The sequence below is a fragment of the Streptococcus sp. Marseille-Q6504 genome (assembly GCF_965111625.1).
Map to the genome: position 1 here is coordinate 1 of NZ_CBCOON010000009.1, position 20,666 is coordinate 20,666.

The 20,666-nt window shown below is 39.9% G+C and carries 20 protein-coding genes, 2 tRNA genes and 1 pseudogene; 20 read left to right on the plus strand and 3 right to left on the minus strand.

Features of this window, described 5'->3' with window-relative positions:
* Window positions 1–49: 49 nt before the first annotated feature.
* The 18 genes and pseudogenes from ACWPUA_RS07870 to ACWPUA_RS07955 all read left to right on the plus strand — a co-directional run bounded on the left by ACWPUA_RS07870 (window position 50) and on the right by ACWPUA_RS07955 (window position 15,827).
* Window positions 50–123: transfer RNA gene (locus ACWPUA_RS07870), tRNA-Arg, on the plus strand.
* A 14-nt stretch (window positions 124–137) separates the two neighbouring features.
* Window positions 138–211 (plus strand) — tRNA-Pro (locus ACWPUA_RS07875).
* A 189-nt stretch (window positions 212–400) separates the two neighbouring features.
* Window positions 401–1,675 carry a glycosyltransferase gene (locus tag ACWPUA_RS07880; protein WP_454380202.1) on the plus strand — a complete coding sequence of 425 codons (1,275 nt, stop codon included), beginning with the start codon at window positions 401–403 and terminating at the stop codon, window positions 1,673–1,675.
* Window positions 1,672–2,652 carry an NAD-dependent epimerase/dehydratase family protein gene (locus ACWPUA_RS07885; protein ID WP_414288351.1) on the plus strand — a complete coding sequence of 327 codons (981 nt, stop codon included), beginning with the start codon at window positions 1,672–1,674 and terminating at the stop codon, window positions 2,650–2,652. The genes ACWPUA_RS07880 and ACWPUA_RS07885 overlap by 4 nt, the downstream gene beginning before the upstream one ends.
* Complete coding sequence (locus tag ACWPUA_RS07890) at window positions 2,627–3,442, plus strand: MBL fold metallo-hydrolase (protein WP_454380205.1); 816 nt, start codon at window positions 2,627–2,629, stop codon at window positions 3,440–3,442. Before ACWPUA_RS07885 ends, ACWPUA_RS07890 begins: the two co-directional genes overlap by 26 nt.
* Window positions 3,420–4,682 (plus strand): F390 synthetase-related protein, encoded by a 1,263-nt coding sequence (locus ACWPUA_RS07895; RefSeq protein ID WP_454380207.1) that lies wholly within the window; start codon window positions 3,420–3,422, stop codon window positions 4,680–4,682. The genes ACWPUA_RS07890 and ACWPUA_RS07895 overlap by 23 nt, the downstream gene beginning before the upstream one ends.
* Window positions 4,683–4,696: 14 nt before the next feature.
* Window positions 4,697–5,640, plus strand: a pseudogene (locus ACWPUA_RS07900) (3-oxoacyl-[acyl-carrier-protein] synthase III C-terminal domain-containing protein).
* Between the two features lie 171 nt (window positions 5,641–5,811).
* Window positions 5,812–7,344 (plus strand): cardiolipin synthase, encoded by a 1,533-nt coding sequence (cls, locus tag ACWPUA_RS07905; protein WP_454380209.1) that lies wholly within the window; start codon window positions 5,812–5,814, stop codon window positions 7,342–7,344.
* Between the two features lie 441 nt (window positions 7,345–7,785).
* On the plus strand, window positions 7,786–8,076 hold the full coding sequence (locus ACWPUA_RS07910; RefSeq protein WP_250307927.1) for a thiamine-binding protein: 291 nt from the start codon (window positions 7,786–7,788) through the stop codon (window positions 8,074–8,076).
* Window positions 8,039–8,797: an ABC transporter permease gene (locus ACWPUA_RS07915; protein WP_454380212.1), complete on the plus strand. Its 759-nt coding sequence runs from the start codon at window positions 8,039–8,041 to the stop codon at window positions 8,795–8,797. Before ACWPUA_RS07910 ends, ACWPUA_RS07915 begins: the two co-directional genes overlap by 38 nt.
* Before the next feature lie 38 nt (window positions 8,798–8,835).
* Window positions 8,836–9,843 carry an ABC transporter substrate-binding protein gene (locus ACWPUA_RS07920; RefSeq protein ID WP_454380214.1) on the plus strand — a complete coding sequence of 336 codons (1,008 nt, stop codon included), beginning with the start codon at window positions 8,836–8,838 and terminating at the stop codon, window positions 9,841–9,843.
* Window positions 9,843–10,571, plus strand: coding sequence for an ABC transporter ATP-binding protein (locus tag ACWPUA_RS07925; protein ID WP_454380216.1), 729 nt, complete (start codon window positions 9,843–9,845; stop codon window positions 10,569–10,571). Before ACWPUA_RS07920 ends, ACWPUA_RS07925 begins: the two co-directional genes overlap by 1 nt.
* 206 nt (window positions 10,572–10,777) lie before the next feature.
* The gene (locus tag ACWPUA_RS07930; protein WP_454380218.1) at window positions 10,778–11,038 is read left to right on the plus strand and encodes a hypothetical protein; all 261 of its coding nucleotides are present in this window, start codon (window positions 10,778–10,780) and stop codon (window positions 11,036–11,038) included.
* A gap of 149 nt (window positions 11,039–11,187) precedes the next feature.
* On the plus strand, window positions 11,188–11,427 hold the full coding sequence (locus ACWPUA_RS07935; protein WP_454380220.1) for a hypothetical protein: 240 nt from the start codon (window positions 11,188–11,190) through the stop codon (window positions 11,425–11,427).
* Window positions 11,428–11,454: 27 nt separating this feature from the next.
* Entirely contained in the window at window positions 11,455–11,748 is a 294-nt protein-coding gene (locus ACWPUA_RS07940; RefSeq protein WP_454380222.1) for a DUF7675 family protein, read from the plus strand.
* A 334-nt stretch (window positions 11,749–12,082) separates the two neighbouring features.
* A complete protein-coding gene (locus ACWPUA_RS07945) occupies window positions 12,083–12,541 on the plus strand; it encodes a CtsR family transcriptional regulator (RefSeq protein WP_320694019.1) in 459 nt (152 codons plus the stop codon).
* A gap of 6 nt (window positions 12,542–12,547) precedes the next feature.
* The gene (locus tag ACWPUA_RS07950) at window positions 12,548–14,980 is read left to right on the plus strand and encodes an ATP-dependent Clp protease ATP-binding subunit (RefSeq protein WP_454380224.1); all 2,433 of its coding nucleotides are present in this window, start codon (window positions 12,548–12,550) and stop codon (window positions 14,978–14,980) included.
* Window positions 14,981–15,053: 73 nt separating this feature from the next.
* Window positions 15,054–15,827, plus strand: coding sequence for an NUDIX domain-containing protein (locus ACWPUA_RS07955; RefSeq protein ID WP_454380226.1), 774 nt, complete (start codon window positions 15,054–15,056; stop codon window positions 15,825–15,827).
* A gap of 35 nt (window positions 15,828–15,862) precedes the next feature.
* On the opposite strand, the gene ACWPUA_RS07960 is transcribed toward ACWPUA_RS07955, so the two are convergent.
* Window positions 15,863–16,093, minus strand: a complete 231-nt coding sequence (locus ACWPUA_RS07960) for a hypothetical protein (RefSeq protein WP_454380228.1) — start codon at window positions 16,091–16,093, stop codon at window positions 15,863–15,865.
* A 275-nt stretch (window positions 16,094–16,368) separates the two neighbouring features.
* Here ACWPUA_RS07960 and ACWPUA_RS07965 point away from each other — a divergent pair, with 275 nt between their 5' ends.
* Window positions 16,369–17,064, plus strand: a complete 696-nt coding sequence (locus ACWPUA_RS07965; protein WP_454380230.1) for a hypothetical protein — start codon at window positions 16,369–16,371, stop codon at window positions 17,062–17,064.
* A gap of 76 nt (window positions 17,065–17,140) precedes the next feature.
* Here the strand turns inward: ACWPUA_RS07965 and dusB are convergent, their stop codons facing one another.
* Both dusB and hslO read right to left on the minus strand, forming a co-directional pair.
* Window positions 17,141–18,121, minus strand: a complete 981-nt coding sequence (gene dusB / locus ACWPUA_RS07970) for a tRNA dihydrouridine synthase DusB (RefSeq protein ID WP_454380232.1) — start codon at window positions 18,119–18,121, stop codon at window positions 17,141–17,143.
* Window positions 18,108–18,980: an Hsp33 family molecular chaperone HslO gene (hslO, locus tag ACWPUA_RS07975; RefSeq protein ID WP_454380234.1), complete on the minus strand. Its 873-nt coding sequence runs from the start codon at window positions 18,978–18,980 to the stop codon at window positions 18,108–18,110. The genes dusB and hslO overlap by 14 nt, the downstream gene beginning before the upstream one ends.
* Window positions 18,981–19,144: 164 nt before the next feature.
* Here hslO and ACWPUA_RS07980 point away from each other — a divergent pair, with 164 nt between their 5' ends.
* Window positions 19,145–20,572 carry a helix-turn-helix domain-containing protein gene (locus tag ACWPUA_RS07980; RefSeq protein ID WP_454380236.1) on the plus strand — a complete coding sequence of 476 codons (1,428 nt, stop codon included), beginning with the start codon at window positions 19,145–19,147 and terminating at the stop codon, window positions 20,570–20,572.
* Window positions 20,573–20,666 lie beyond the last annotated feature (94 nt).

The following is a 20,666-nucleotide window of genomic DNA, read 5'->3' on the forward strand; positions in this document are numbered from 1 at the left end:
TGGTAACGATCGTACCGGTTCGATTCCGGTCCTCGGCATATATTGAAGAGCACCCTTAGCTCAACTGGATAGAGTACCTGACTACGAATCAGGCGGTTAGAGGTTCGACTCCTCTAGGGTGCATTAAACATTTAACTCGGGAAGTAGCTCAGCTTGGTAGAGTACTTGGTTTGGGACCAAGGTGTCGCAGGTTCGAATCCTGTCTTCCCGATTGGTCAATACTTAAATTGAGGCAATTGCCTTTTTTTTTATTTTTATATTTGATTTTGATTATTATTATCTGCAATTCTACATTTCATTTTTTTAAATATTTTGTTATCTTTTCATGTCAAAACTAATAAATGTGTAAAGAATTATCTTATCGATAGTTCTTTTTTTTAAAATTTGGTATCCTAGACATATGAAAAGAATCAAAATTGATGTTGTAGTTGTTCCTTTAAGTGGTCATTTGTACCCAACAATGAATTTATTAATCCCCTTACTTAATAACCCTCGATATGATATTCGCTTGTTCACTGGTCCTCAAAAAAAAGCTGTTGCTGAGTCTGCAGGTTTTCATGTAGTTCCTATACTAGATAATTACATTGAGGATTTTGAACGGGCAGCTAATAATGATCAGCAATTAGGGATATTATCAGCTTATCAACAACTTTCTTCTAGTATTGATTTAATTAATCTAGTTTCAGATCAATTATTGGAAGAGTGGCAAAAGAATCGCCCTGATATCGTCATTGCTGATTTTATAACCTTGTCAGGTGGTTTAGTAGCTAATCAACTTGGAATTCCGTGGATATCAACTATGGCTACCCAGTTTGCGATTGAAACGACAGATGGTCCTCCTTGTTTCTTTGGTGGAATGGGAAGTCCCAAGAATGCCAGGCAAGTTTCAGTACAATTTTTAGGTAGAACAGCAACTCGTTTAGTAAAACGTATTGTATCTTTCCTGCTTCGTGATCGCTTAAAAAGATATCATTTTAAATTGTATAATCAACTCGGTCATGAGACCATTTATTCTCCATATTCAATTCTTGGTATTGGTATGAAAGAAGTAGAATTAAAAAAGGGATTTCCAAAACACTACAAGTGGGTTGGTCCTTCTGGTGCTTCAGTTGAGGCAGGAGAGGATTATCCTTTAGATTTGTCTCCTTTTATGGAGCGAAAGAAAGTTTTGATGACTTGTGGTACACAACTTGCTTGGGCTAAAGAAAACCTTATCTATCAAGCTAAGCAACTTGCAAAAGCTCATCCTGATTGTCACTTTTTTGTAACTCGTGGTGTAGGTGGAGAGGCCTTCCAATGTGAAAAACTCATGGAGAACCTTTCCGTAGTTTCTTATCTACCTTATAAGGAGTACATTCCCCAGATGGATTACGTGATTCATCACGGGGGGGCAGGGATTTTTTATCAATGTATCATTTATGGTAAACCAGCTTTGATATTGCCTCATGATTATGACCAATTTGATTATGCCGTTCGTGGGGTTGAAGCCGGTGTTGCTTTCTCAGCTAAAAGAGATAATAGCAAGGCCATTGGACAAGCCTTTGAGGAGCTGTTAGCTAAAGAAAATTGGCCAGAATTAGAGACTTTACGCCAAGCAGCACAGTCTTATCATCCGACGGAAATCTTAGAGAGAGAAATTCTTCGTCTGCTAGAAGATAAGGAGAAGAAAAAATGAAAACAGTTTTAGTAACTGGAGCGACAGGTTTCTTGGGTAAATATGTTGTAGATGAATTAGTCGAGCATGGCTATCAGGTTCGAGCTTTTGGTAGAAACAGTAAGGTTGGTTGCTCTTTAGAGAATTCTTCGGTCAGTTTTTTTCAGGGTGATTTGACTAAAGCTGATGATGTGCTAGAGGCTTGTAAGGGGATGGATCTGGTCGTTCATGCGGGAGCCCTGTCAACCGTTTGGGGCCCTTGGGAAGATTTTTATCAGGCTAATGTTTTAGGAACTAAATATGTTCTCGAGGCATGTCGCCAAACAGGTACTCAACGTTTAGTCTATGTATCCTCACCAAGCATCTATGCTGCTCCTAAGGATCAGCTGGCTATCAAAGAAAGTGATGCTCCAGAGGAAAACAATCTCAATAACTATATCCGTAGCAAATTGGCTTCGGAGAAACTCTTTAAAGACTATCCAGATGTTCCGAGTATCATCTTGAGACCTCGGGGCCTGTTTGGGATTGGGGACACTAGCATCTTGCCACGGGTGATCAATCTGAGTCAAAAACTAGGAATTCCTTTGATTGGGGATGGGCGTCAGCTCATGGACATGACTTGTGTGGAAAATGTTGCTTTGGCAATTCGTTTAGCATTAGAAGCTCCAGAAGCAAAAGGAGACATCTATAACATTACTAATGGCGAACCAAGAGCTTTTAGAGATTTGTTGGAGGAAAGTTTGACAGGCTTGGGTTATCCAATCAAATATAGAAAGATTCCAGCAACTCTATTATCGGGAATTGCCAGTAGTTTAGAATTTCTTTACAAGACTCTGAATCTGAAAGGCGAACCAGCCCTGACACGCTACACCTATTACCTGCTTCGCTATAGTCAGACTCTTGATATTAGTAAGGCTGAGAAGGAGCTGGGTTATCATCCGAAAATTAGTATTTCAGAAGGGATTGAGCAATATGTCCAAGATTATCGAAAGCATTGAGTATTTCCCAGCAGGATATTGTACTAGTTATGCTGGTTTGTTATTTAAGGGTGTCAAGAATAGAAAGATGACTTTTCCAGCAGGTGTCTTTTTAATCAAGCATAGGGAAAAGGGGTATCTGCTTTATGATACCGGCTATCACTATGATATTAAGAGGAAACTTCGTTATAGCTTTTATCGTCTAGGGACGCCAGTTCAAATGACGGACAAGGATCAGATTTCACATTTATTGAAAGCTAAAGGAATTAAGCCAGAAGAAATTAACTATGTCTTGCTATCTCATCTACATCCAGATCATCTGGGAGGGGCTAGCTTCTTTCCTAATGCAAACTTTATCCTGACTCAGGAAGTGTATGATGTTTATAAGAAACCAAAACTAAAAGATTTAATTTTTAAAGAATTTTTACCAAGTACTTTTGAGGAAAGGTTGACAGTTATTAAGGCAGATCAGCAAAACTCTAACTTTTCTTATCGTCTAACTAAGGATCTTTTTGGAGACGGAAGTATCCTTGTAGCTTCGATAGATGGGCATGCTAAGGGGCAAGCTTGTCTCTTTATTCCAGATTATCATCTCTTTATCGCAGCAGATCTTTGTTGGGGAATAGACCTTTTACCCTATACGAAACAGATGCATCTGATTCCTTCCTTGGTGCAAGATAGTAAGGATGACTATATCAAAGGAACGGAGCTCTTGGAAGAGGTTTTAAAGGATGGAATAGAAGTGCTAGTTAGCCATGACCCTGTAGAAAGGATTGAGCGGATCTTGTATGAAAAAAATAACCTTTCTTAAAACTTTTTTCCAAACTCGTTGGCTTCATAACTTTAGATCTCGAGAAGCATTAGAAAACTATCAGAAAAAGCAGCTGGCTGCCTATATGGACTTTCTCAAGCGTGAGTCCCCTTATTTTAAAAATGGTGTACCTAGTGACTTTGACCATATGGATAAGGCTTTTATGATGACGCATTTCAATGATCTTAATACTCAAGGTGTAGATCGAGACGAGGCCTTGGCTTTGGCTATCGAAAGTGAAAAGACCAGGAATTTTACAGAGCTTAAGGGAGAAATAGCTGTTGGGTTGTCTTCTGGAACATCTGGACACCGGGGACTCTTTATCACAACTGAAAAAGAGAGAAGTATGTGGGCAGCAGCTATCTTGGCAAAGATGTTGCCCAAGGGCCAACTTTTTGGGCACCGCATAGCCTTTTTCCTCAGAGCGGATAATGAATTGTATCAGACCATCAATACGGCACTCATTCGTTTAGAATACTTTGATATTTTCAAGAATACAGATGAGCATATCGAGCGTCTCAATAGTTATCAACCGACTATTGTAGTGGCACCTGCTTCTATGTTGATTGAATTGAGCAAGCGTCTAAAAGATGGGGAGTTAGTCATTCACCCACAAAAAATCGTTTCGGTGGCTGAAATATTGGAAGATAGTGATAAAGAGCGAATTTTGAGCGCTTTTGAGTTGCCGATTATTGACCAAGTATATCAAGCAACAGAAGGGTTCTTAGCTTGTACTTGCTCTGCTGGGAATCTTCATCTCAATGAAGACATCATTTTTGTGGAAAAGCACTACTTAGATAACCGACGTTTTTATCCAGTGATTACGGACTTTAAACGAAGCAGTCAGCCTGTTTATCGCTACCAGCTCAACGATATTTTGGTTGAAAATCCAGAACCGTGTCCATGTGGATCTCATTACACAAGGATTGACAAGGTCGAAGGTCGATCTGATGACATCTTTTACTTTGAGGGGCTAGATGGAGGTCAAGTAACGATTTATCCTGACTTTATCAGACGTTGTATTCTCTTTGTGGAGAATGTCGGAGATTACCAAGTCAAACAACATTCTGAGAAGTTAGTGGAAGTTTGTCTGAGTCGAAGGGACGAGCAAGTAGAAATAGCAATCACAGAGCAATTCAGACTCTTAGCTCAACAGAAAAAGTTTAAAGCACCTGAAATACGATTTTCAGATTATCATTGGGATACAAGCCGTAAGCTCAAGCGTATCCAACGTTTATGAAAGGACAAAAGATTATGACAGAAGTAAAAAGACATGTAGAAATTGCAGGCTATGGAGTTTGCCTTCCAAAAAACACAGTGCAATTTAAAGACCAAACGCGTTACCGTGTCGTAGAAAATGAAGAAACACAGCTAGATTTGGCAGAAGCGTCTATCCAACGTGCACTTGAAAATGCAAACTTAAGTATGAAAGACATTGATTGCCTTGTATCAGCTAGTGCGGTTGGTGTTCAACCTATCCGTGTACAGCTGCTTTGATTCATGAGCGCGTGGCAAAAGGGCTCTCTATACCAGCTATGGATATCAACACGACTTGTACAAGTTTTATTTCAGCTCTTTCGACTATGTCACATTTGATTGAAGCTGGAGAATACCATCGTGTTTTGATTGTTTCCAGTGAAGTCGGTAGCTTGGGTCTCAATCCGAAGCAAAAAGAAAGTTATGAACTCTTTGGTGATGGGGCGGCAGCCTTTATTTTCCAAGCAAGTGACAAGGATAAGGGAGTGATTGCAAGTCTTCAACGCACTTGGTCGGAGGGAGCTCACGATACTGAAATCCGTGGAGGTTTGACTTCATATCAACCAAAAGAGTACTCTGAAGAAACGAAGACGAATTTCATGTTTGATATGAAAGGGAAGAAAATCCTCTTGCTTTCTGCTCGTGTCATTCCAGAAATGTTCCAAGAATTCCAAGAGAAATCTGGTATTTCTAAAGATGCTGTAGACTATATTATTCCACACCAAGCTAGCCGAGCATTACCACTTGTTATGGATAAACTAGGAGTTAGCAAAGACAAGTACCTTAATATCGTTAGTGATTATGGGAATATGGTTTCCGTTGCGGTACCTTTTGGCTTGGCCTATGCACTCGATCATGGCTATGTGAAGGAAGGAGATACCATCTTCTTGATGGGGACTGCAGCTGGTATGACTGTCAATATGTTGGCTTTAAAATTGTAAAATAAAAGCAGGCACCTATAAGTGGCCTGCTTTTTAAATTAATTTTAAACGTAGAACTATCGGCCTATACAGAAAAAGCTTGCTAACTTTTATGAAACTAAGTATACTAGAAGGTAACAAGCGTTTTCAGATGTTGAATCAGGGAGTAGACTTAGAAATTGAGAGGGAAATATGGGAATCAGAAAATTTCGCTTATTAATGTCCAAGTATGGCTTTAGTATTGCGATTATCCTTATAGAATTAGTTCTTGTTTTTGGAATTATTCTTTACATGATCCAGATTGCTCCAATTATTTGGGTGACTCTTGTATTTTTGATTAGCGTAGCAACCGTTATAGCTATTGTCAATCGTTCGATGTCACCTGAAAGCAAAGTGACTTGGTTGATTGTGACCTTTGTACCGGTGTTTGGTCCACTGCTTTATCTCATGTTCGGTGAGAGAAGACTATCAAAAAAAGAACTGAAACAACTCCAAGAATTGAATTCTATTGCATTTCATGAGAATAATGGGCGCCAACTCCATTTGCAACTACAGGAGACAGACAAATCAGCTTACGGAATTATCAATGCCTTGCTACATATGGATAGTAATGCAGAAGTCTATGACCAGACAGATTCACAATTTTTCGCAAGTGGTGAGGAAATGTGGCAACAGATGCTGGAGGATCTTAAAAGAGCAGAAAAGTTTATTTTTCTTGAATACTATATTGTCGATGAGGGTTTGATGTGGGATAGCATACTCGAAATTCTGGAAGAAAAGGCAGCTCAGGGAGTCGAAGTCAAGATGCTCTATGACGACATCGGTTGTATGGTAACTTTGCCTGGGGATTATACTGTTTATTTGCGTTCTAAAGGGATTGATGCTCATAAATTTAATAAGGTGATTCCTCGTATGACAGTAGCCTATAATAACCGTGACCACCGGAAAATATTAGTGATTGATGGACAAATTTCCTATACTGGAGGAATCAACCTTGCAGATGAATATATCAATCATATTGAACGTTTTGGACACTGGAAAGATAGTGGGATTCGGATTGATGGTCCGGCGACTCAAGCATTTACCAGACTATTTCTCATGAACTGGTACATCAACCGTGGGGAAATCAGTGACTTTGATCAGTATCATTTGGAAAATCAGACACGATTTGGTAGCGGTCTTTGTATCCCATACGGCAGTGGACCTAAGCCAATCTATAAAACGAAGGTAGGGAAGATTGTTTATCAAAATCTGATTAATCAAGCAGAAGATTTTGTATATATTACAACGCCTTATCTCATTATCGATTATGATTTGACAGAGGATATAAAAAATGCGGCGATGCGAGGCGTAGACGTTAGAATAGTCACACCCCATATACCGGATAAGAAACTCATTCAACTTGTAACACGGGGAGCTTATCCAGATCTTTTATCTGCGGGTGTTCGCATTTTTGAATACACACCTGGTTTTATCCATAGTAAGCAAATGATTGTTGATGATCGATTTGCGGCTGTTGGCACTATTAACTTGGATTATCGTAGCTTGGTTCATCACTATGAAAATGCAGTACTACTCTACAAAACAGAGTCAATAGCAGATATTCGCAAAGATTTTGAAGAAATTTTTGAACAATCTCAAGAAATCTTCTCGGATACCATAAATCCTACCTGGTATCAAATGATGATTAAAGAAGTAACACAGTTATTTGCACCTATGCTTTAAGTGGAAGAATTAACTGAGAATAGATGATTAGAGGAGAGGTTGGGACAAAAGTCCTAGCCTCTCAATTTTCTTTGGATTGTCGAGCAAGACGCAGTGGTTGAGTGGGCTTTACTACGCTGATTTCATCAGCTTTTACAGCCCTACTCAACTGTGCGGAGGTGGGACGACGAAATCGAATTCTAACGAATTACCGACTTCTGTCCCACTCTTTTTTCTGTAAGCAGTTTCCTTGACATCTTATTTATTTTTCGTTATCATATGTCCATATAATATATGGGAGTCTGTGTACAGTCTGAGAGGAAGTGTTAAACTTCGACCGCACCTGATCTGGATAATGCCAGCGTAGGGAACGAAACTTAGCCTAATTTTGCACCTTTTTCATATATGGAAGAGGTTTTTCTTTTTTTACAAAGGAAAACTGTAACTTAGAAGGAGGTTTTAATGAAAGCAAGCATTGCTTTACAAGTCCTGCCCTTATCACAGGGGATTGATCGTATAGCTATAATTGATAAGGTCATTGATTATCTGCAAACTCAAGGAGTGACCATGGTGGTGACACCCTTTGAAACAGTTTTAGAGGGAGAGTTTGATGAACTCATGCGTATTCTTAAAGAAGCGTTGGAGGTAGCTGGTCAAGGGGCAGACAATGTTTTTGCCAATGTCAAAATAAATGTAGGAGAGATTTTAAGCATTGATGAGAAACTTGAAAAGTATAATGAGACGGCATATTAGTCTGCTAGGATTTTTAGGTGTCTTATCCGTTTGGCAGGTGGCGGGATTCTTAAAACTCTTACCAAAGTTTATCCTGCCGACACCACTTGAGATTCTCCAGTCTTTTGTTCGTGACAGAGAATTTCTTTGGTACCATAGTTGGGCAACCTTGAGAGTAGCCTTATTAGGTTTGGTCTTGGGTGTTATGATAGCCTGTATTATGGCCGTCCTTATGGATAGTCTGAGTTGGCTCAATGACTTGATTTACCCCATGATGGTAGTTGTCCAGACCATACCGACAATTGCTATAGCTCCTATTCTAGTTTTATGGTTGGGTTATGGAATCTTGCCCAAGATTGTATTGATTATCTTGACGACAACCTTCCCTATTATCGTCAGTATTCTAGATGGATTTAGGCATTGTGACAAGGATATGCTGACCTTGTTTAGTTTGATGCGAGCAAATCCTTGGCAAATCCTGTGGCATTTTAAAATCCCTGTCAGCCTGCCCTACTTTTATGCAGGACTGAGGGTCAGTGTCTCCTATGCCTTTATCACAACAGTGGTATCTGAGTGGTTAGGAGGCTTTGAAGGACTTGGTGTCTACATGATTCAGTCCAAGAAACTGTTTCAGTATGATACCATGTTCGCGATTATTATTCTGGTATCGCTGATTAGTCTTCTGGGTATGAAGCTAGTCGATATCAGTGAAAAATATGTGATTAAATGGAAACGTTCATAGAACAATAACGTTTGAGAAAAAGAAAAGAGGAAATTAAAATGAAGAAAACATGGAAAGTGTTTTTAACGATTGTAACAGCTCTTCTAGCTGTCGTGCTTGTGGCTTGTGGCCAAGGAACTGCTTCTAAGGATAACAAAGAAGCAGAACTCAAAAAAATTGACTTTATCCTAGACTGGACGCCAAATACCAACCACACAGGACTTTATGTAGCCAAAGAAAAAGGGTATTTCAAGGAAGCTGGAGTGGACGTGGACTTGAAATTGCCACCAGAAGAAAGCTCATCAGACTTAGTAATCAATGGTAAGGCGCCATTTGCTATCTATTTCCAAGACTATATGGCTAAGAAATTGGAAAAAGGAGCAGGTATTACTGCCGTTGCAGCGATTGTAGAACACAATACATCAGGGATTATTTCTCGTAAGTCTGACAATATCAATAGTCCAAAAGACTTGGTTGGCAAGAAATACGGAACTTGGAATGACCCGACTGAGCTTGCTATGTTGAAAACCTTGGTAGAATCTCAAGGTGGAGACTTTGACAAGGTTGAAAAAGTACCAAACAACGACTCGAACTCGATCACACCGATTGCCAATGGCGTTTTTGATGCTGCCTGGATTTACTATGGTTGGGATGGAATCCTTGCTAAATCTCAAGGTGTAGATGCTAACTTTATGTATTTGAAAGACTACGTTAAAGAATTTGACTACTATTCACCAGTGATCATCGCTAACAACGACTATCTAAAAGACAACAAAGAAGAAGCTCGTAAAGTCATCCAAGCTATCAAAAAAGGCTACCAATACGCTATGGATCACCCAGAAGAAGCTGCAGATATCCTCATCAAGAATGCCCCTGAGTTAAAGGATAAACGTGACTTTGTTATCGAATCTCAAAAATACTTGTCAAAAGAATATGCAAGCGACAAGGAAAAATGGGGACAATTTGATGCTGACCGCTGGAATGCCTTCTACAAATGGGATAAAGAAAATGGTATCCTCAAGGAAGACTTGACTGATAAAGGATTCACGAACGAATTTGTAAAATAATGACAGAAATTAGACTAGAACACGTAAGCTATGCCTACGACAATGAAAAGATTTTAGAGGATATTAACCTGCAGGTGACTTCAGGTGAAGTGGTCTCTATCCTAGGCCCCAGTGGTGTAGGCAAGACCACTCTCTTTAACCTGATTGCAGGGATTTTAGAAGTCCAGTCTGGACGAATCATTCTTGACGGTGAGGAAAATCCCAAGGGGCGCGTGAGTTATATGCTCCAAAAGGATTTACTTTTGGAACACAAGACTGTCCTTGGCAATATCATTTTGCCCCTCTTGATCCAAAAGGTGGACAAGGCAGAAGCCATTGCCAAAGCAGATGAAATTCTTGCTACCTTTCAGTTGACGGCTGTAAGGGATAAGTACCCTCATGAACTCAGCGGTGGGATGCGCCAGCGTGTTGCTTTGCTTCGTACCTATCTTTTTGGGCATAAGCTCTTTCTTCTAGACGAGGCCTTTAGCGCCTTGGATGAGATGACTAAGATGGAACTTCATGCCTGGTATCTTGATATTCATAAACAGCTAGGCCTGACGACACTCATCATTACGCATAGTATAGAGGAGGCCCTCAATCTCAGTGATCGCATCTATATCTTGAAAAATCGCCCTGGTCAGATTGTTTCTGAAATCAAACTCGACTGGTCTGAAACCGAAGACAAGGAAGTTCAAAAAATTGCCTATAAACGCCAGATTTTAGAAGAATTGGGCTTAAATAATTAGAAATGAAGAGAGTTGGTGAAGTTTATTCTTTACTTGCTCTCTTTTGTCTATAAATGGAAATTCTGATAGAGAAAAGTGATATAATTGACGTATGGTGATGTGATGAAAAAAGAAGAAATTAAAAATATATAGGCGCAAATCTTGAATTCAATGTTAATGGCCGAGGTGCTTACTTTAAATCAAGTATTTGTGTAGTAGGTAATTATATGAGAAATAGAATCATTGATGTTTACAGAATTGCAAATCGTTTGGTCTCTATTACAGTTGAAAATCCAGACTTTTCTGAATTAAGAGTTAATCAATTTGTAAAAATTGGAGACAAAGAGTATAGGATAAATAGTCTCCCTTTTGTGGATTCAACCCCACCAAAATCTTTTTTTGAAATGGATACATTTACAATTGACTACACAGAGGATGAATTGATGAATAAAGTGGCAGTATTTACGCTATCGGATAGTCAATCATAGTGTGTTGCACAGAAACTATAGCAATCAATCCGTTCAATGTGTCAACATGTATTATAAATCTAAAAAATGAAGACGGTGGCTTGAAAGAATCAGGGCAAGTTGTGTGGTACTAAATGACTTGAGCGACTTTAGAATATAGGAAAAAAGCAATGATTAGACTAATTAAAATTTTCAATTCTAGTATTTTAGGATATTGGTATATTCCAGAAAATCGTGACCCAGGTTTGATTGAGATTGATGAGAGCACTGGTGAAGTTACAGTTGCTATCGAGTCAAATTATGATAAAGAACTTGGGGCACCCTATTATGCAAACAAGGCTCGTGGAGCAGTGAAGCAGATGTGGGATAGAGGAGAATTACCAAGCAAGAAATCATTTACCTGGTGGTAATTTTAAGAGATAACAAAAAGTGATTAAATGATGTTAAATAATGAACTAAATGACTACAGCAAACAAGACCCATTCGATGAAATAGATGAACCCATTTTTTCGGAGTCTAATCTTGAAGGGTACAGTGATTTTTACAAAGATAGTGAAGAGTCAAAAGTTTGGTGGATTGATAAGATAGATGTTAGAGGAGAAATATTATTCAGCTTTGATAAGAAAAAAATTTATAACCTTTTTCTTGACTATCCTCACAATATGACGGAAGAAGAAGTTAGAATTTTTGATAGAGAAAATCCTTACTGGAGAGATTTTTTCTCTCGATGATAGAATATGAACTATAGCTAAAAACTGTGAAAAACTCACACTACAAAAAACTTCGGTACATCATTAATGATACCGAAGTTTTTTTCTAGACTTTACGAAATATTTCTTAGATTTGATCATAAATAACATACTTTCAAAGGATTTGAAAGCTAGGTGTAACTTTGTTATTATAACATAATTGTAGGATAGAAAATGAAATGGGAATTGCTTGTTACCTATAGCTATTTTTAAAACTCAGTATTTTCAAGGACTTAGCCTTAAAAATTTGACTTATAGAGTCTTAAATGATAGTATAGTCAAAGATAGTCAAAGTTTAAGAAGGAGGTAGCAAGCTATGAAATTTAAAAATACATCGGACCATATTGAAGCCTATATCAAGGCGATTTTAGAACAATCTGGTATCGTAGAATTGCAACGAAGCCAGCTAGCGGATACCTTTCAAGTCGTACCTAGCCAGATCAACTATGTGATTAAGACTCGTTTTACAGAGAGTAGAGGATATCTAGTTGAGAGTAAACGTGGTGGTGGAGGCTATATTCGCATTGGTCGAATTGAATTCTCTAACCATCATGATATGCTCCGCGATTTGTTGTATTCAGTGGGTGATGAGGTGAACCAAGTCATCTTTGAAGATGTCTTAAGACTCTTAGTCGAACAAGAACTCATGACCCGCCAAGAGATGAGTCTATTATTAGCTATGGGGACAGACCGAATTCTAGGTGAGGAAGCTAATTATATTCGTGCTAATATGCTTCGTCAGTTGTTGCACGAAGTAGATAGAAAAGGAAAATAAAACGACATGAAATATTCAAAAGCATTGAGAGAATGCATCGATAGCGCCTTTCTGGTAGCGAGTCGCTTTGATGCAGATTACCTAGAGTCTTGGCATTTGCTGATTGCCATGGCCAATCATAGCTACAGTGTTGCTGGAGCAACTTTAAATGAATTCCCGTATGAGATTGATCGTTTGGAGGAAGTGGCTGTAGAATTAACAGAAGCCAACTATAACCACAAGGAAGATTACAAGGAACTCCCATTTTCCTATCGTTTGAACGTCTTGATGTTGGAGGCGGAACATGTTGCTTCGGTGGTACATGCCAAAGCATTGGGAACAGAGCATCTTCTCTACGCTATCTTGCATGATGGTAATGCCCTAGCTACTCGCATTTTGGAAAAAGCAGGATTTTCTTATGAAGATCAGAAAGATCAAGTCAAGATTGCTGGGCTTCGTCGTAGTCTTGAAGCGCGTGCTGGTTGGACAAAGGAAGATTTGAAGGCTCTGCGTCAGCGCCACAGATCAGTAGCAGATAAGCAAAATTCTATGGCAAATATAATGGGTATGCCTCAAACTCCAAGTGGTGGTTTGGAAGATTACACTCATGACCTCACAGAGCAAGCTCGTTTAGGCAAGTTGGAACCAGTCATCGGGCGTGACCAAGAAATCTCTCGTATGATTCAAATCTTGAGTCGAAAAACAAAAAATAATCCAGTTCTAGTTGGAGATGCAGGTGTTGGTAAAACAGCTCTGGCACTTGGCCTTGCACAGCGAATTGCCAACGGAAATGTGCCTGATGAGATGGCTAAGATGCGAGTCCTAGAACTTGATTTGATGAATGTGGTTGCAGGAACTCGTTTTCGTGGAGACTTTGAAGAACGTATGAACAATATTATCAAAGATATCGAGGAAGACGGTAAGGTTATCCTCTTTATCGATGAGCTTCATACCATTATGGGATCAGGAAGTGGTATTGATTCGACCTTGGATGCGGCCAATATCCTGAAACCCGCCCTAGCGCGTGGAATTCTGAGAACTGTTGGGGCAACCACTCAGGAAGAATACCAAAAACACATCGAAAAAGACGCAGCCCTTTCTCGTCGCTTTGCAAAAGTGATGATTGAAGAGCCGAGCGTGGCTGATAGTATGGCTATCTTGCGTGGCTTGAAAGAGACTTATGAGAAACACCACCATGTTCAAATTACAGATGATGCAGTCGAAACAGCTGTCAAAATGGCACATCGCTATTTGACTAGTCGTCACTTGCCAGACTCAGCCATTGATCTTTTGGATGAAGCGGCAGCAACTGTTCAAAATAAATCAAAGCACGCTAAAAAAGATGAGTCAGGTTTAACACCTGCAGATAAGGCCTTGATGGATGGCAAATGGAAGCAAGCAGCTCAGCTCATTTCAAAAGAACAGGAAGTTCCAGTCTATAAAGATCTAGTAAAAGAGTCTGATATTTTGACAACCTTGAGTCGCTTGTCAGGTATTCCAGTTCAAAAATTGACGCAAACAGATGCCAAGAAGTATCTCAATCTTGAAGCTGAACTCCACAAGCGTGTGATTGGGCAAGAACAAGCAGTATCTAGTATCAGTCGTGCCATTCGCCGAAATCAATCGGGTATTCGTAATAACAAACGTCCAATTGGTTCCTTTATGTTCCTAGGACCAACAGGTGTTGGTAAAACAGAATTGGCCAAAGCCTTGGCAGAAGTCCTCTTTGATGATGAATCTGCCCTTATCCGCTTTGACATGAGTGAATATATGGAGAAATTTGCAGCTAGCCGTCTTAACGGAGCTCCTCCAGGTTATGTAGGCTACGAAGAGGGCGGAGAGTTGACCGAGAAGGTTCGCAACAAACCATATTCAGTCTTGCTTTTTGATGAGGTAGAAAAGGCTCACCCAGACATCTTTAATGTGCTCTTGCAGGTCTTGGATGATGGTGTCTTAACGGACAGTAAGGGTCGCAAGGTTGATTTCTCAAATACCATCATTATCATGACATCAAACCTTGGTGCGACAGCTCTTCGTGATGACAAGACAGTCGGTTTTGGAGCTAAAGATATTCGTTTTGACCAAGAAAATATGGAAAAACGGATGTTCGAAGAGTTGAAAAAAGCTTATCGTCCAGAGTTTATCAACCGTATTGACGAAAAGGTGGTCTTCCACAGCTTGTCAAGTCAAGATATGCAGGAAGTGGTTAAGATTATGGTCAAACCATTGATTGCAAGCCTGACAGAAAAAGGCATCGACTTGAAACTGCAAGCATCTGCCCTTAAGCTTCTAGCTCAGAAGGGATATGATCCAGAAATGGGAGCTCGCCCACTGCGCAGAACTCTGCAAACAGAAGTAGAAGACAAACTAGCAGAGCTCCTTCTTACAGGTGAACTGAAAGAAGGTAAGACACTTAAGATTGGTGTCAAAGCTGGTCAATTGAAATTCGACATTGTATAAAACAAGAACTATGAATCTATAATTTGTAGATCCGCCCTCTTTATTGCCATCAAAAGCAGAAAGGAAGTAGAAGATGATGAATCAGATAATTCCAACCGGGATGACAGAAAAAGAGTACTTTGAAGTTCACGCTAGTCAAGCTGAATTTTTAGACTGGTATCACCAGCAAGCACTCCCTCAGTACGAAAAGCCAAGTGTGACTGTGGATATGGTAGCCTATTGCTTTGTAGAAGGGAAAATGAAACTCTTTCTGATTCGTCGTAAGGCACACCCTTTTCAAAATTGTTTAGCGCTAGTTGGTGGATTTATGGATAAAGGGGAAGATGCTGCCCATGCTTGTCAACGTGAGGTAAAAGAAGAAATCAATCTTGAGCTTCCACTGGAAAAGATTGAGCAGCTAGTGACAGTATCTACTCCTGGTCGTGATCCCAGGGGTTGGACAGTTACCATTGCCCACTTGGTGTACCTACCTAGTCGAGCTCTTGACTTAGTCCAGGCAGGAGATGATGCAAAAGAATTCGTTCTTGTAGATGTTGATTTTCACACAGGCAAGTGTTACTTGGATGGCAAAGAACTTGACGAGAAGGACTTTGCATTTGACCACTTATCCATTATTCAAGAATCCATCAGGAAAATTCAAGAAGCTATCGACTATGACCCTCGTTTCCTTTATCTACTAGAGGATGAGTTCACAGTGGATGATGGGTTAGCCCTCGTTGAGACTCTGTGCCCAGGCAAATCATGTACGAGTGATAGTTTCTTATCGAAATATGGTCATAGCATAGAGGAAGTTGGATTTAAACGGATTCCTCAGAAGGAAGTTATCACTATTTATCGATTAAAATAAAAAGTGAGGTCGGGATTTTCCCGACCTCTTTTTGTTTAAGGATGTTTATCTTTATTAGAATTGCTCATGATTCGAATGAATAAATCTTTGTATTTATATTTTAAATAATGTTCGTGTAAGTACATTAGAGACACATAGACAATCATGAAAATGGCAGTTAGGTAGAACAAATCAAATGTTGTCTGAGCGTAATGAGTAGCACCCCCATAAGAAACGAAAGCAGCTAAAATCAACCAAGGAAGATACTTGTAATAGTTTCTTAACATAAGCCTACACCTCCAATATCCTATTTCAATTTTATTATAGCCCTTCAAGAAAAAAATGCAAGCGATTACACTTGTAAAATATAGTATTTTTAGTAGGAAAAATTTCCTGTTTTTTAAATTTTTAACGAATAATAGAGATAGGAGGATTAAAAAGAACAAATATAAATAAAAACCAAAACCATATATAAATAGTTGACAAACCCTAAAATAAATATTACAATAACATTACAAAAGTATTTCATAATATTTCAAAAAGATTACACAGGAGGCACATCATGAAAACAAAACATTCAATTCGTTTACTAGCAGTAGCCGTATTGGCTTCAACTTTGCTTTTAGGAGCATGTGGTAATAAAAAAGAAGAAGCTAAAAACGACAATGTAAATAAAACAACACAAACCACGTCAAGTTCAAAGGCAAGTTCTTCAAACAAAGAAAGTAAAACTCAAGCTTCAACAAGCACCACTACTTCAGAAAAAGCTAAAGCTTCCTCTGAACAAGCTTCAAGTCCTACAACTCAGGGTCAAGAATCCAACCAAGCTGCACCAACTCCCCAAGCTCCTCAGCAACAGGAAACTCCATCTCAACCATCTTCTAATCAGCAAGCTTCACAAAGTCAATCTAATCAAGCAAGCCAGTCAACTTATGATCCAACGACTGACCGCAAATTACAAGACCAGCAGGCGGAACATAATAAACGTTACAAAGGCGTTTTAACCATGGTCGATGGTGATTTTTCAGCAGCAGCAGGAAGCTGGAAGGGTGCCAATGGCGAGACTATCACTGTCTCATCAGGAGGTCAATTTACAGTAGAAACTGCTGATGGAAAGAAAGAAAATTATTCTATTAGAGGTTACGCCTATACTCTTGATGATGGTAAATATAATGCCAAAATTGGTGGTGGAAAAATCATCCAAATTACAACAGGAGCAGATGGTACAGTTTCTAGTGTTGTCTTGATTCAACCATAGAATCTAGCGGAAAAACTTCTCTCAAAACAAATGCAAACCCGTAACTCAGTTGAAGTTACGGGTTTTTTGTTGTCTTTTATACCTTCTCTAACTGCAAGAGTTCTTCAATCTCAGCCAGAGTACTGGCTTGCGAGATGGCTCCACGGAGTTTGGCTGCACCTGAGGTACCACGGAGGTAGTGAGGGGCGAGACCACGGAATTCACGAACGGCAATGTGCTCACCTTTGAGATCAATCAAGCGTTTCAAGTGTTCGTAAGCAATCTTCATTTTGTCTTCAAAAGTCAAATCAGGCAGGATTTCTCCAGTTTCAAAGTAGTGGTTGATTTGGTTGAAGAGATAAGGATTTCCCATAGCTGCTCGACCAATCATAACGGCGTCAGCACCAACTTCCTCGATGCGCTGTTTCGCTTCTTGGACCGTACGGATGTCTCCGTTGGCGATGAAGGGAATCTTGGTTAGAGCTTGTGCAACCTTATGAAGGGTCTCTAGGTCAGCGTGACCAGTGTACATTTGTTCACGTGTACGACCGTGCATAGCGAGGGCAGAGACACCTGCGGCTTCGGCAGCTAGGGCATTCTCAACTGCTAGGGATGGGTCAGACCAGCCCGTACGCATTTTGACAGTGAGGGGGATATCAAGGACAGATTGAACCTTGTTGATGATAGAGTAAATCTTGTCTGGGTCCTTGAGCCACATAGCCCCAGCTTCGTTTTTCACGATTTTATTCACTGGGCAGCCCATGTTGATATCCACGATATCAGTCTTGGTGTTTTCTTGGATGAATTCTGCTGCGCGAGCTAGGCTATCTTCATCGCTACCAAAAAGTTGGATGGAAACAGGGTTTTCGCTCTCGTCGATATGAAGCATGTGTAAGGTTTTTTCGTTGTTGTATTGGATACCTTTGTCAGAGACCATTTCCATAACAACGAGGCCTGCACCAAGTTCTTTTGCGATAGTACGAAAGGCTGAGTTGGTCACACCAGCCATGGGTGCGAGGACCGTCCGGTTTGGAATCTCGACGTTCCCAATCATAAAAGGTGTATTAAGATTTGTCACGAATGAGTTCCTCCAGGTCGTTTTCATCAAAGTTATAAGTTGTTTGGCAGAATTGACAAGTGATTTCTGCCCCGTGGTCTTCATCCTTCATTTCCTGTAAATCTGAGCTTGGGAGGCTAGCGAGAGCATCCATAAAGCGTTCTTTGCTGCAGTCGCATTGGAAACGAATTTCTTCTTCGGACAGACGTTTGTATGATTCGTCGCCGTAGATAGCCTTGAGAAGGGCTTCAATATGGTCATCGCTTTCCAGAAGAGTTGAAATGGCTGGCATTTCTTGGATTCGTTTTTCAAAACGTGCGATTTCTTCTTCCTTTGCTCCTGGTAAAACTTGGAGCAAGAAACCACCTGCAACTTCGACCTTGTCGTCTTTGTCTAAAAGAACATTGAGGCCAACTGCTGAAGGCGTTTGTTGACTTTCTGTAAGATAGAAAGCTAGGTCTTCACCGATTTCTCCAGAGATAAGAGGCGTCATGGAATTATAGGGATTTCCAGTGCCATAGTCTGTAATCACTAGAAATTGACCGTTTCCGACAAAAGGTCCAACGAGGACTTCTCCTGTTGCAGTCTTTTTAATGTCAACTCCAGGGTTTTGAACGTAGCCTTTGACGTTACCCTTGGTATCTGCAACTGTGATAATGGCACCGAGGGAGCTAGTTCCAAGAACCTTTACGGTTAGCTTGGTATTTCCTTTTTCGTTGGCAGCGAGAATTTGGCTGGCAATTAGAGTACGACCAAGCGCTACGGTTGAGCTAGCTTGGGTTTGATGTTTTTCTTGAGCAGTGAGGACTGTTTCTGTGCTGTCAAGGACAAAAGCACGAAAAGCTCCGCTTTCTGATATAGTTTTAATAATTTTATCCATAGCTACTATTTTAGCATAAAAATGCCCAAAGAGGGAGTGGTGTGTTTGCTGTTTCTATGGAATAATGACAAGGAAATCGGCTTTAAAATAAAATGAGAAACAGATTATTTCAGCATTTGTAAGATTTATGCTATGCTTGTAGGAGAAAATGAAAGGGGTAACAAATGTATTTAGGTGATTTGATGGAAAAAGCCGAATCTGGTCAATTTTTAGTCCTTTCTTTCCTATTACAAGATTCGCAGACAACAGTCAAGGAAGTCATGGAAGAAACAGGTTTTTCAAAGGCGACCTTAACCAAGTATATCTCTCTAATTAACGAAAATGCTTTAGAAAGAGGGTTAGAGCTGACCATCCACTTGGATGATGAAAGCCTGCGTCTGTCTGTCGGTACTGCCACAAAGGGGAGAGAGATTCGGAGCTTATTTCTAGACAATGCCATTAAGTACCAAATTTTGGTTTACCTTCTCTATCACCAACAGTTCCTAGCCCATCAACTGGCTCAAGAATTAATGATTAGCGAGGCCACGTTTGGTCGCCATTTGTCTAGCTTGAATCATATTTTGTCAGAGTTTGACTTATCCATCCAAAATGGTCGTTGGCGAGGTCCAGAGCATCAGATTCGTTACTTTTATTTCTGCCTTTTCCGCAAGGTCTGGTCCAGTCAGGAGTGGGAAGGTCACATGCAGAAAGCTGAGAGAAAGCAGGATATTGCTACTCTAGAAGAAATCTGCGGTGCCAGCTTGTCTTCGGGTCAGAAATTGGACTTGGTTCTCTGGACTCATATCAGTCAACAGCGCCTTCGGGTTAACGCCTGTCAATTTCAGGTTATAGAAGAAAAAATGCGAGGGTATTTTGACAATATTTTCTACCTTCGTTTACTTGGCAAGGCTTCTTCTTTTTTTGGTGGCCAGCACATTCCTCTAGGAACTGAAGATGGGGAGATGATGATATTCTTTTCATTTCTCCTTTCTCATCGTATTTTTCCTCTTCATACTATGGAGTATATTCTTGGTTTTGGAGGGCAATTAGCCGATTTGCTGACACAAATGATCCAGGAAATGAAGAAGGAGGAGTTGCTGGGGGACTACACAGAGGACCATGTCACCTATGAACTCAGCCAGCTCTGTGGTCAAGTTTATCTCTACAAGGGCTATATCTTGCAAGATCGATACAAATATCAGATAGAGCATCGCCCCCCTTATTTGCTGATGGAGCATGACTTTCGAGATATTGCTCAGAAAATTTTTGCCTCCTTGCCAGCCTTTCATCAGGGGACGGATCTGGATAAAAAAATCCTTTGGGAATGGCTTCAGTTGTTGGAGTATATGGCAGAAAATATAGGCAAACATCTGAGAATAGGGCTAGATCTAACAGCAGGCTTCCTTGTCTTTTCGAGAATGTCGGCCCTTTTAAAACGATATTTGGAGTACAATCGTTTCATTAGCATTGAAGCCTATGACCGTACTCGTCATTATGATTTGCTGGTTACCAATAACCCTATCCATAAGAAAGAACAAACACCTATCTACTATTTGAAAAATGATTTTGACATCGAAGATTTAGCTACGATTCGTCAGATGCTATTTGCCTAAAAAACCTGAATTTTCAGGTCTTTTTTGTGAAATTCGCACAATCTCCTCACTTTTTTTTAAAATTTTAAAAAAATTGATAGACAGGAAAGCGCTT

Coding starts and splice junctions, on each gene's coding strand:
- ACWPUA_RS07880 (WP_454380202.1), top strand. CDS start 401: ATGAAAAGAATCAAAATTGATGTTGTAGTTGTTCCTTTAAGTGGTCAT.
- ACWPUA_RS07885 (WP_414288351.1), top strand. CDS start 1,672: ATGAAAACAGTTTTAGTAACTGGAGCGACAGGTTTCTTGGGTAAATAT.
- ACWPUA_RS07890 (WP_454380205.1), top strand. CDS start 2,627: ATGTCCAAGATTATCGAAAGCATTGAGTATTTCCCAGCAGGATATTGT.
- ACWPUA_RS07895 (WP_454380207.1), top strand. CDS start 3,420: ATGAAAAAAATAACCTTTCTTAAAACTTTTTTCCAAACTCGTTGGCTT.
- cls (WP_454380209.1), top strand. CDS start 5,812: ATGGGAATCAGAAAATTTCGCTTATTAATGTCCAAGTATGGCTTTAGT.
- ACWPUA_RS07910 (WP_250307927.1), top strand. CDS start 7,786: ATGAAAGCAAGCATTGCTTTACAAGTCCTGCCCTTATCACAGGGGATT.
- ACWPUA_RS07915 (WP_454380212.1), top strand. CDS start 8,039: ATGAGAAACTTGAAAAGTATAATGAGACGGCATATTAGTCTGCTAGGA.
- ACWPUA_RS07920 (WP_454380214.1), top strand. CDS start 8,836: ATGAAGAAAACATGGAAAGTGTTTTTAACGATTGTAACAGCTCTTCTA.
- ACWPUA_RS07925 (WP_454380216.1), top strand. CDS start 9,843: ATGACAGAAATTAGACTAGAACACGTAAGCTATGCCTACGACAATGAA.
- ACWPUA_RS07930 (WP_454380218.1), top strand. CDS start 10,778: ATGAGAAATAGAATCATTGATGTTTACAGAATTGCAAATCGTTTGGTC.
- ACWPUA_RS07935 (WP_454380220.1), top strand. CDS start 11,188: ATGATTAGACTAATTAAAATTTTCAATTCTAGTATTTTAGGATATTGG.
- ACWPUA_RS07940 (WP_454380222.1), top strand. CDS start 11,455: ATGATGTTAAATAATGAACTAAATGACTACAGCAAACAAGACCCATTC.
- ACWPUA_RS07945 (WP_320694019.1), top strand. CDS start 12,083: ATGAAATTTAAAAATACATCGGACCATATTGAAGCCTATATCAAGGCG.
- ACWPUA_RS07950 (WP_454380224.1), top strand. CDS start 12,548: ATGAAATATTCAAAAGCATTGAGAGAATGCATCGATAGCGCCTTTCTG.
- ACWPUA_RS07955 (WP_454380226.1), top strand. CDS start 15,054: ATGATGAATCAGATAATTCCAACCGGGATGACAGAAAAAGAGTACTTT.
- ACWPUA_RS07960 (WP_454380228.1), bottom strand. CDS start 16,093: ATGTTAAGAAACTATTACAAGTATCTTCCTTGGTTGATTTTAGCTGCT.
- ACWPUA_RS07965 (WP_454380230.1), top strand. CDS start 16,369: ATGAAAACAAAACATTCAATTCGTTTACTAGCAGTAGCCGTATTGGCT.
- hslO (WP_454380234.1), bottom strand. CDS start 18,980: ATGGATAAAATTATTAAAACTATATCAGAAAGCGGAGCTTTTCGTGCT.
- ACWPUA_RS07980 (WP_454380236.1), top strand. CDS start 19,145: ATGTATTTAGGTGATTTGATGGAAAAAGCCGAATCTGGTCAATTTTTA.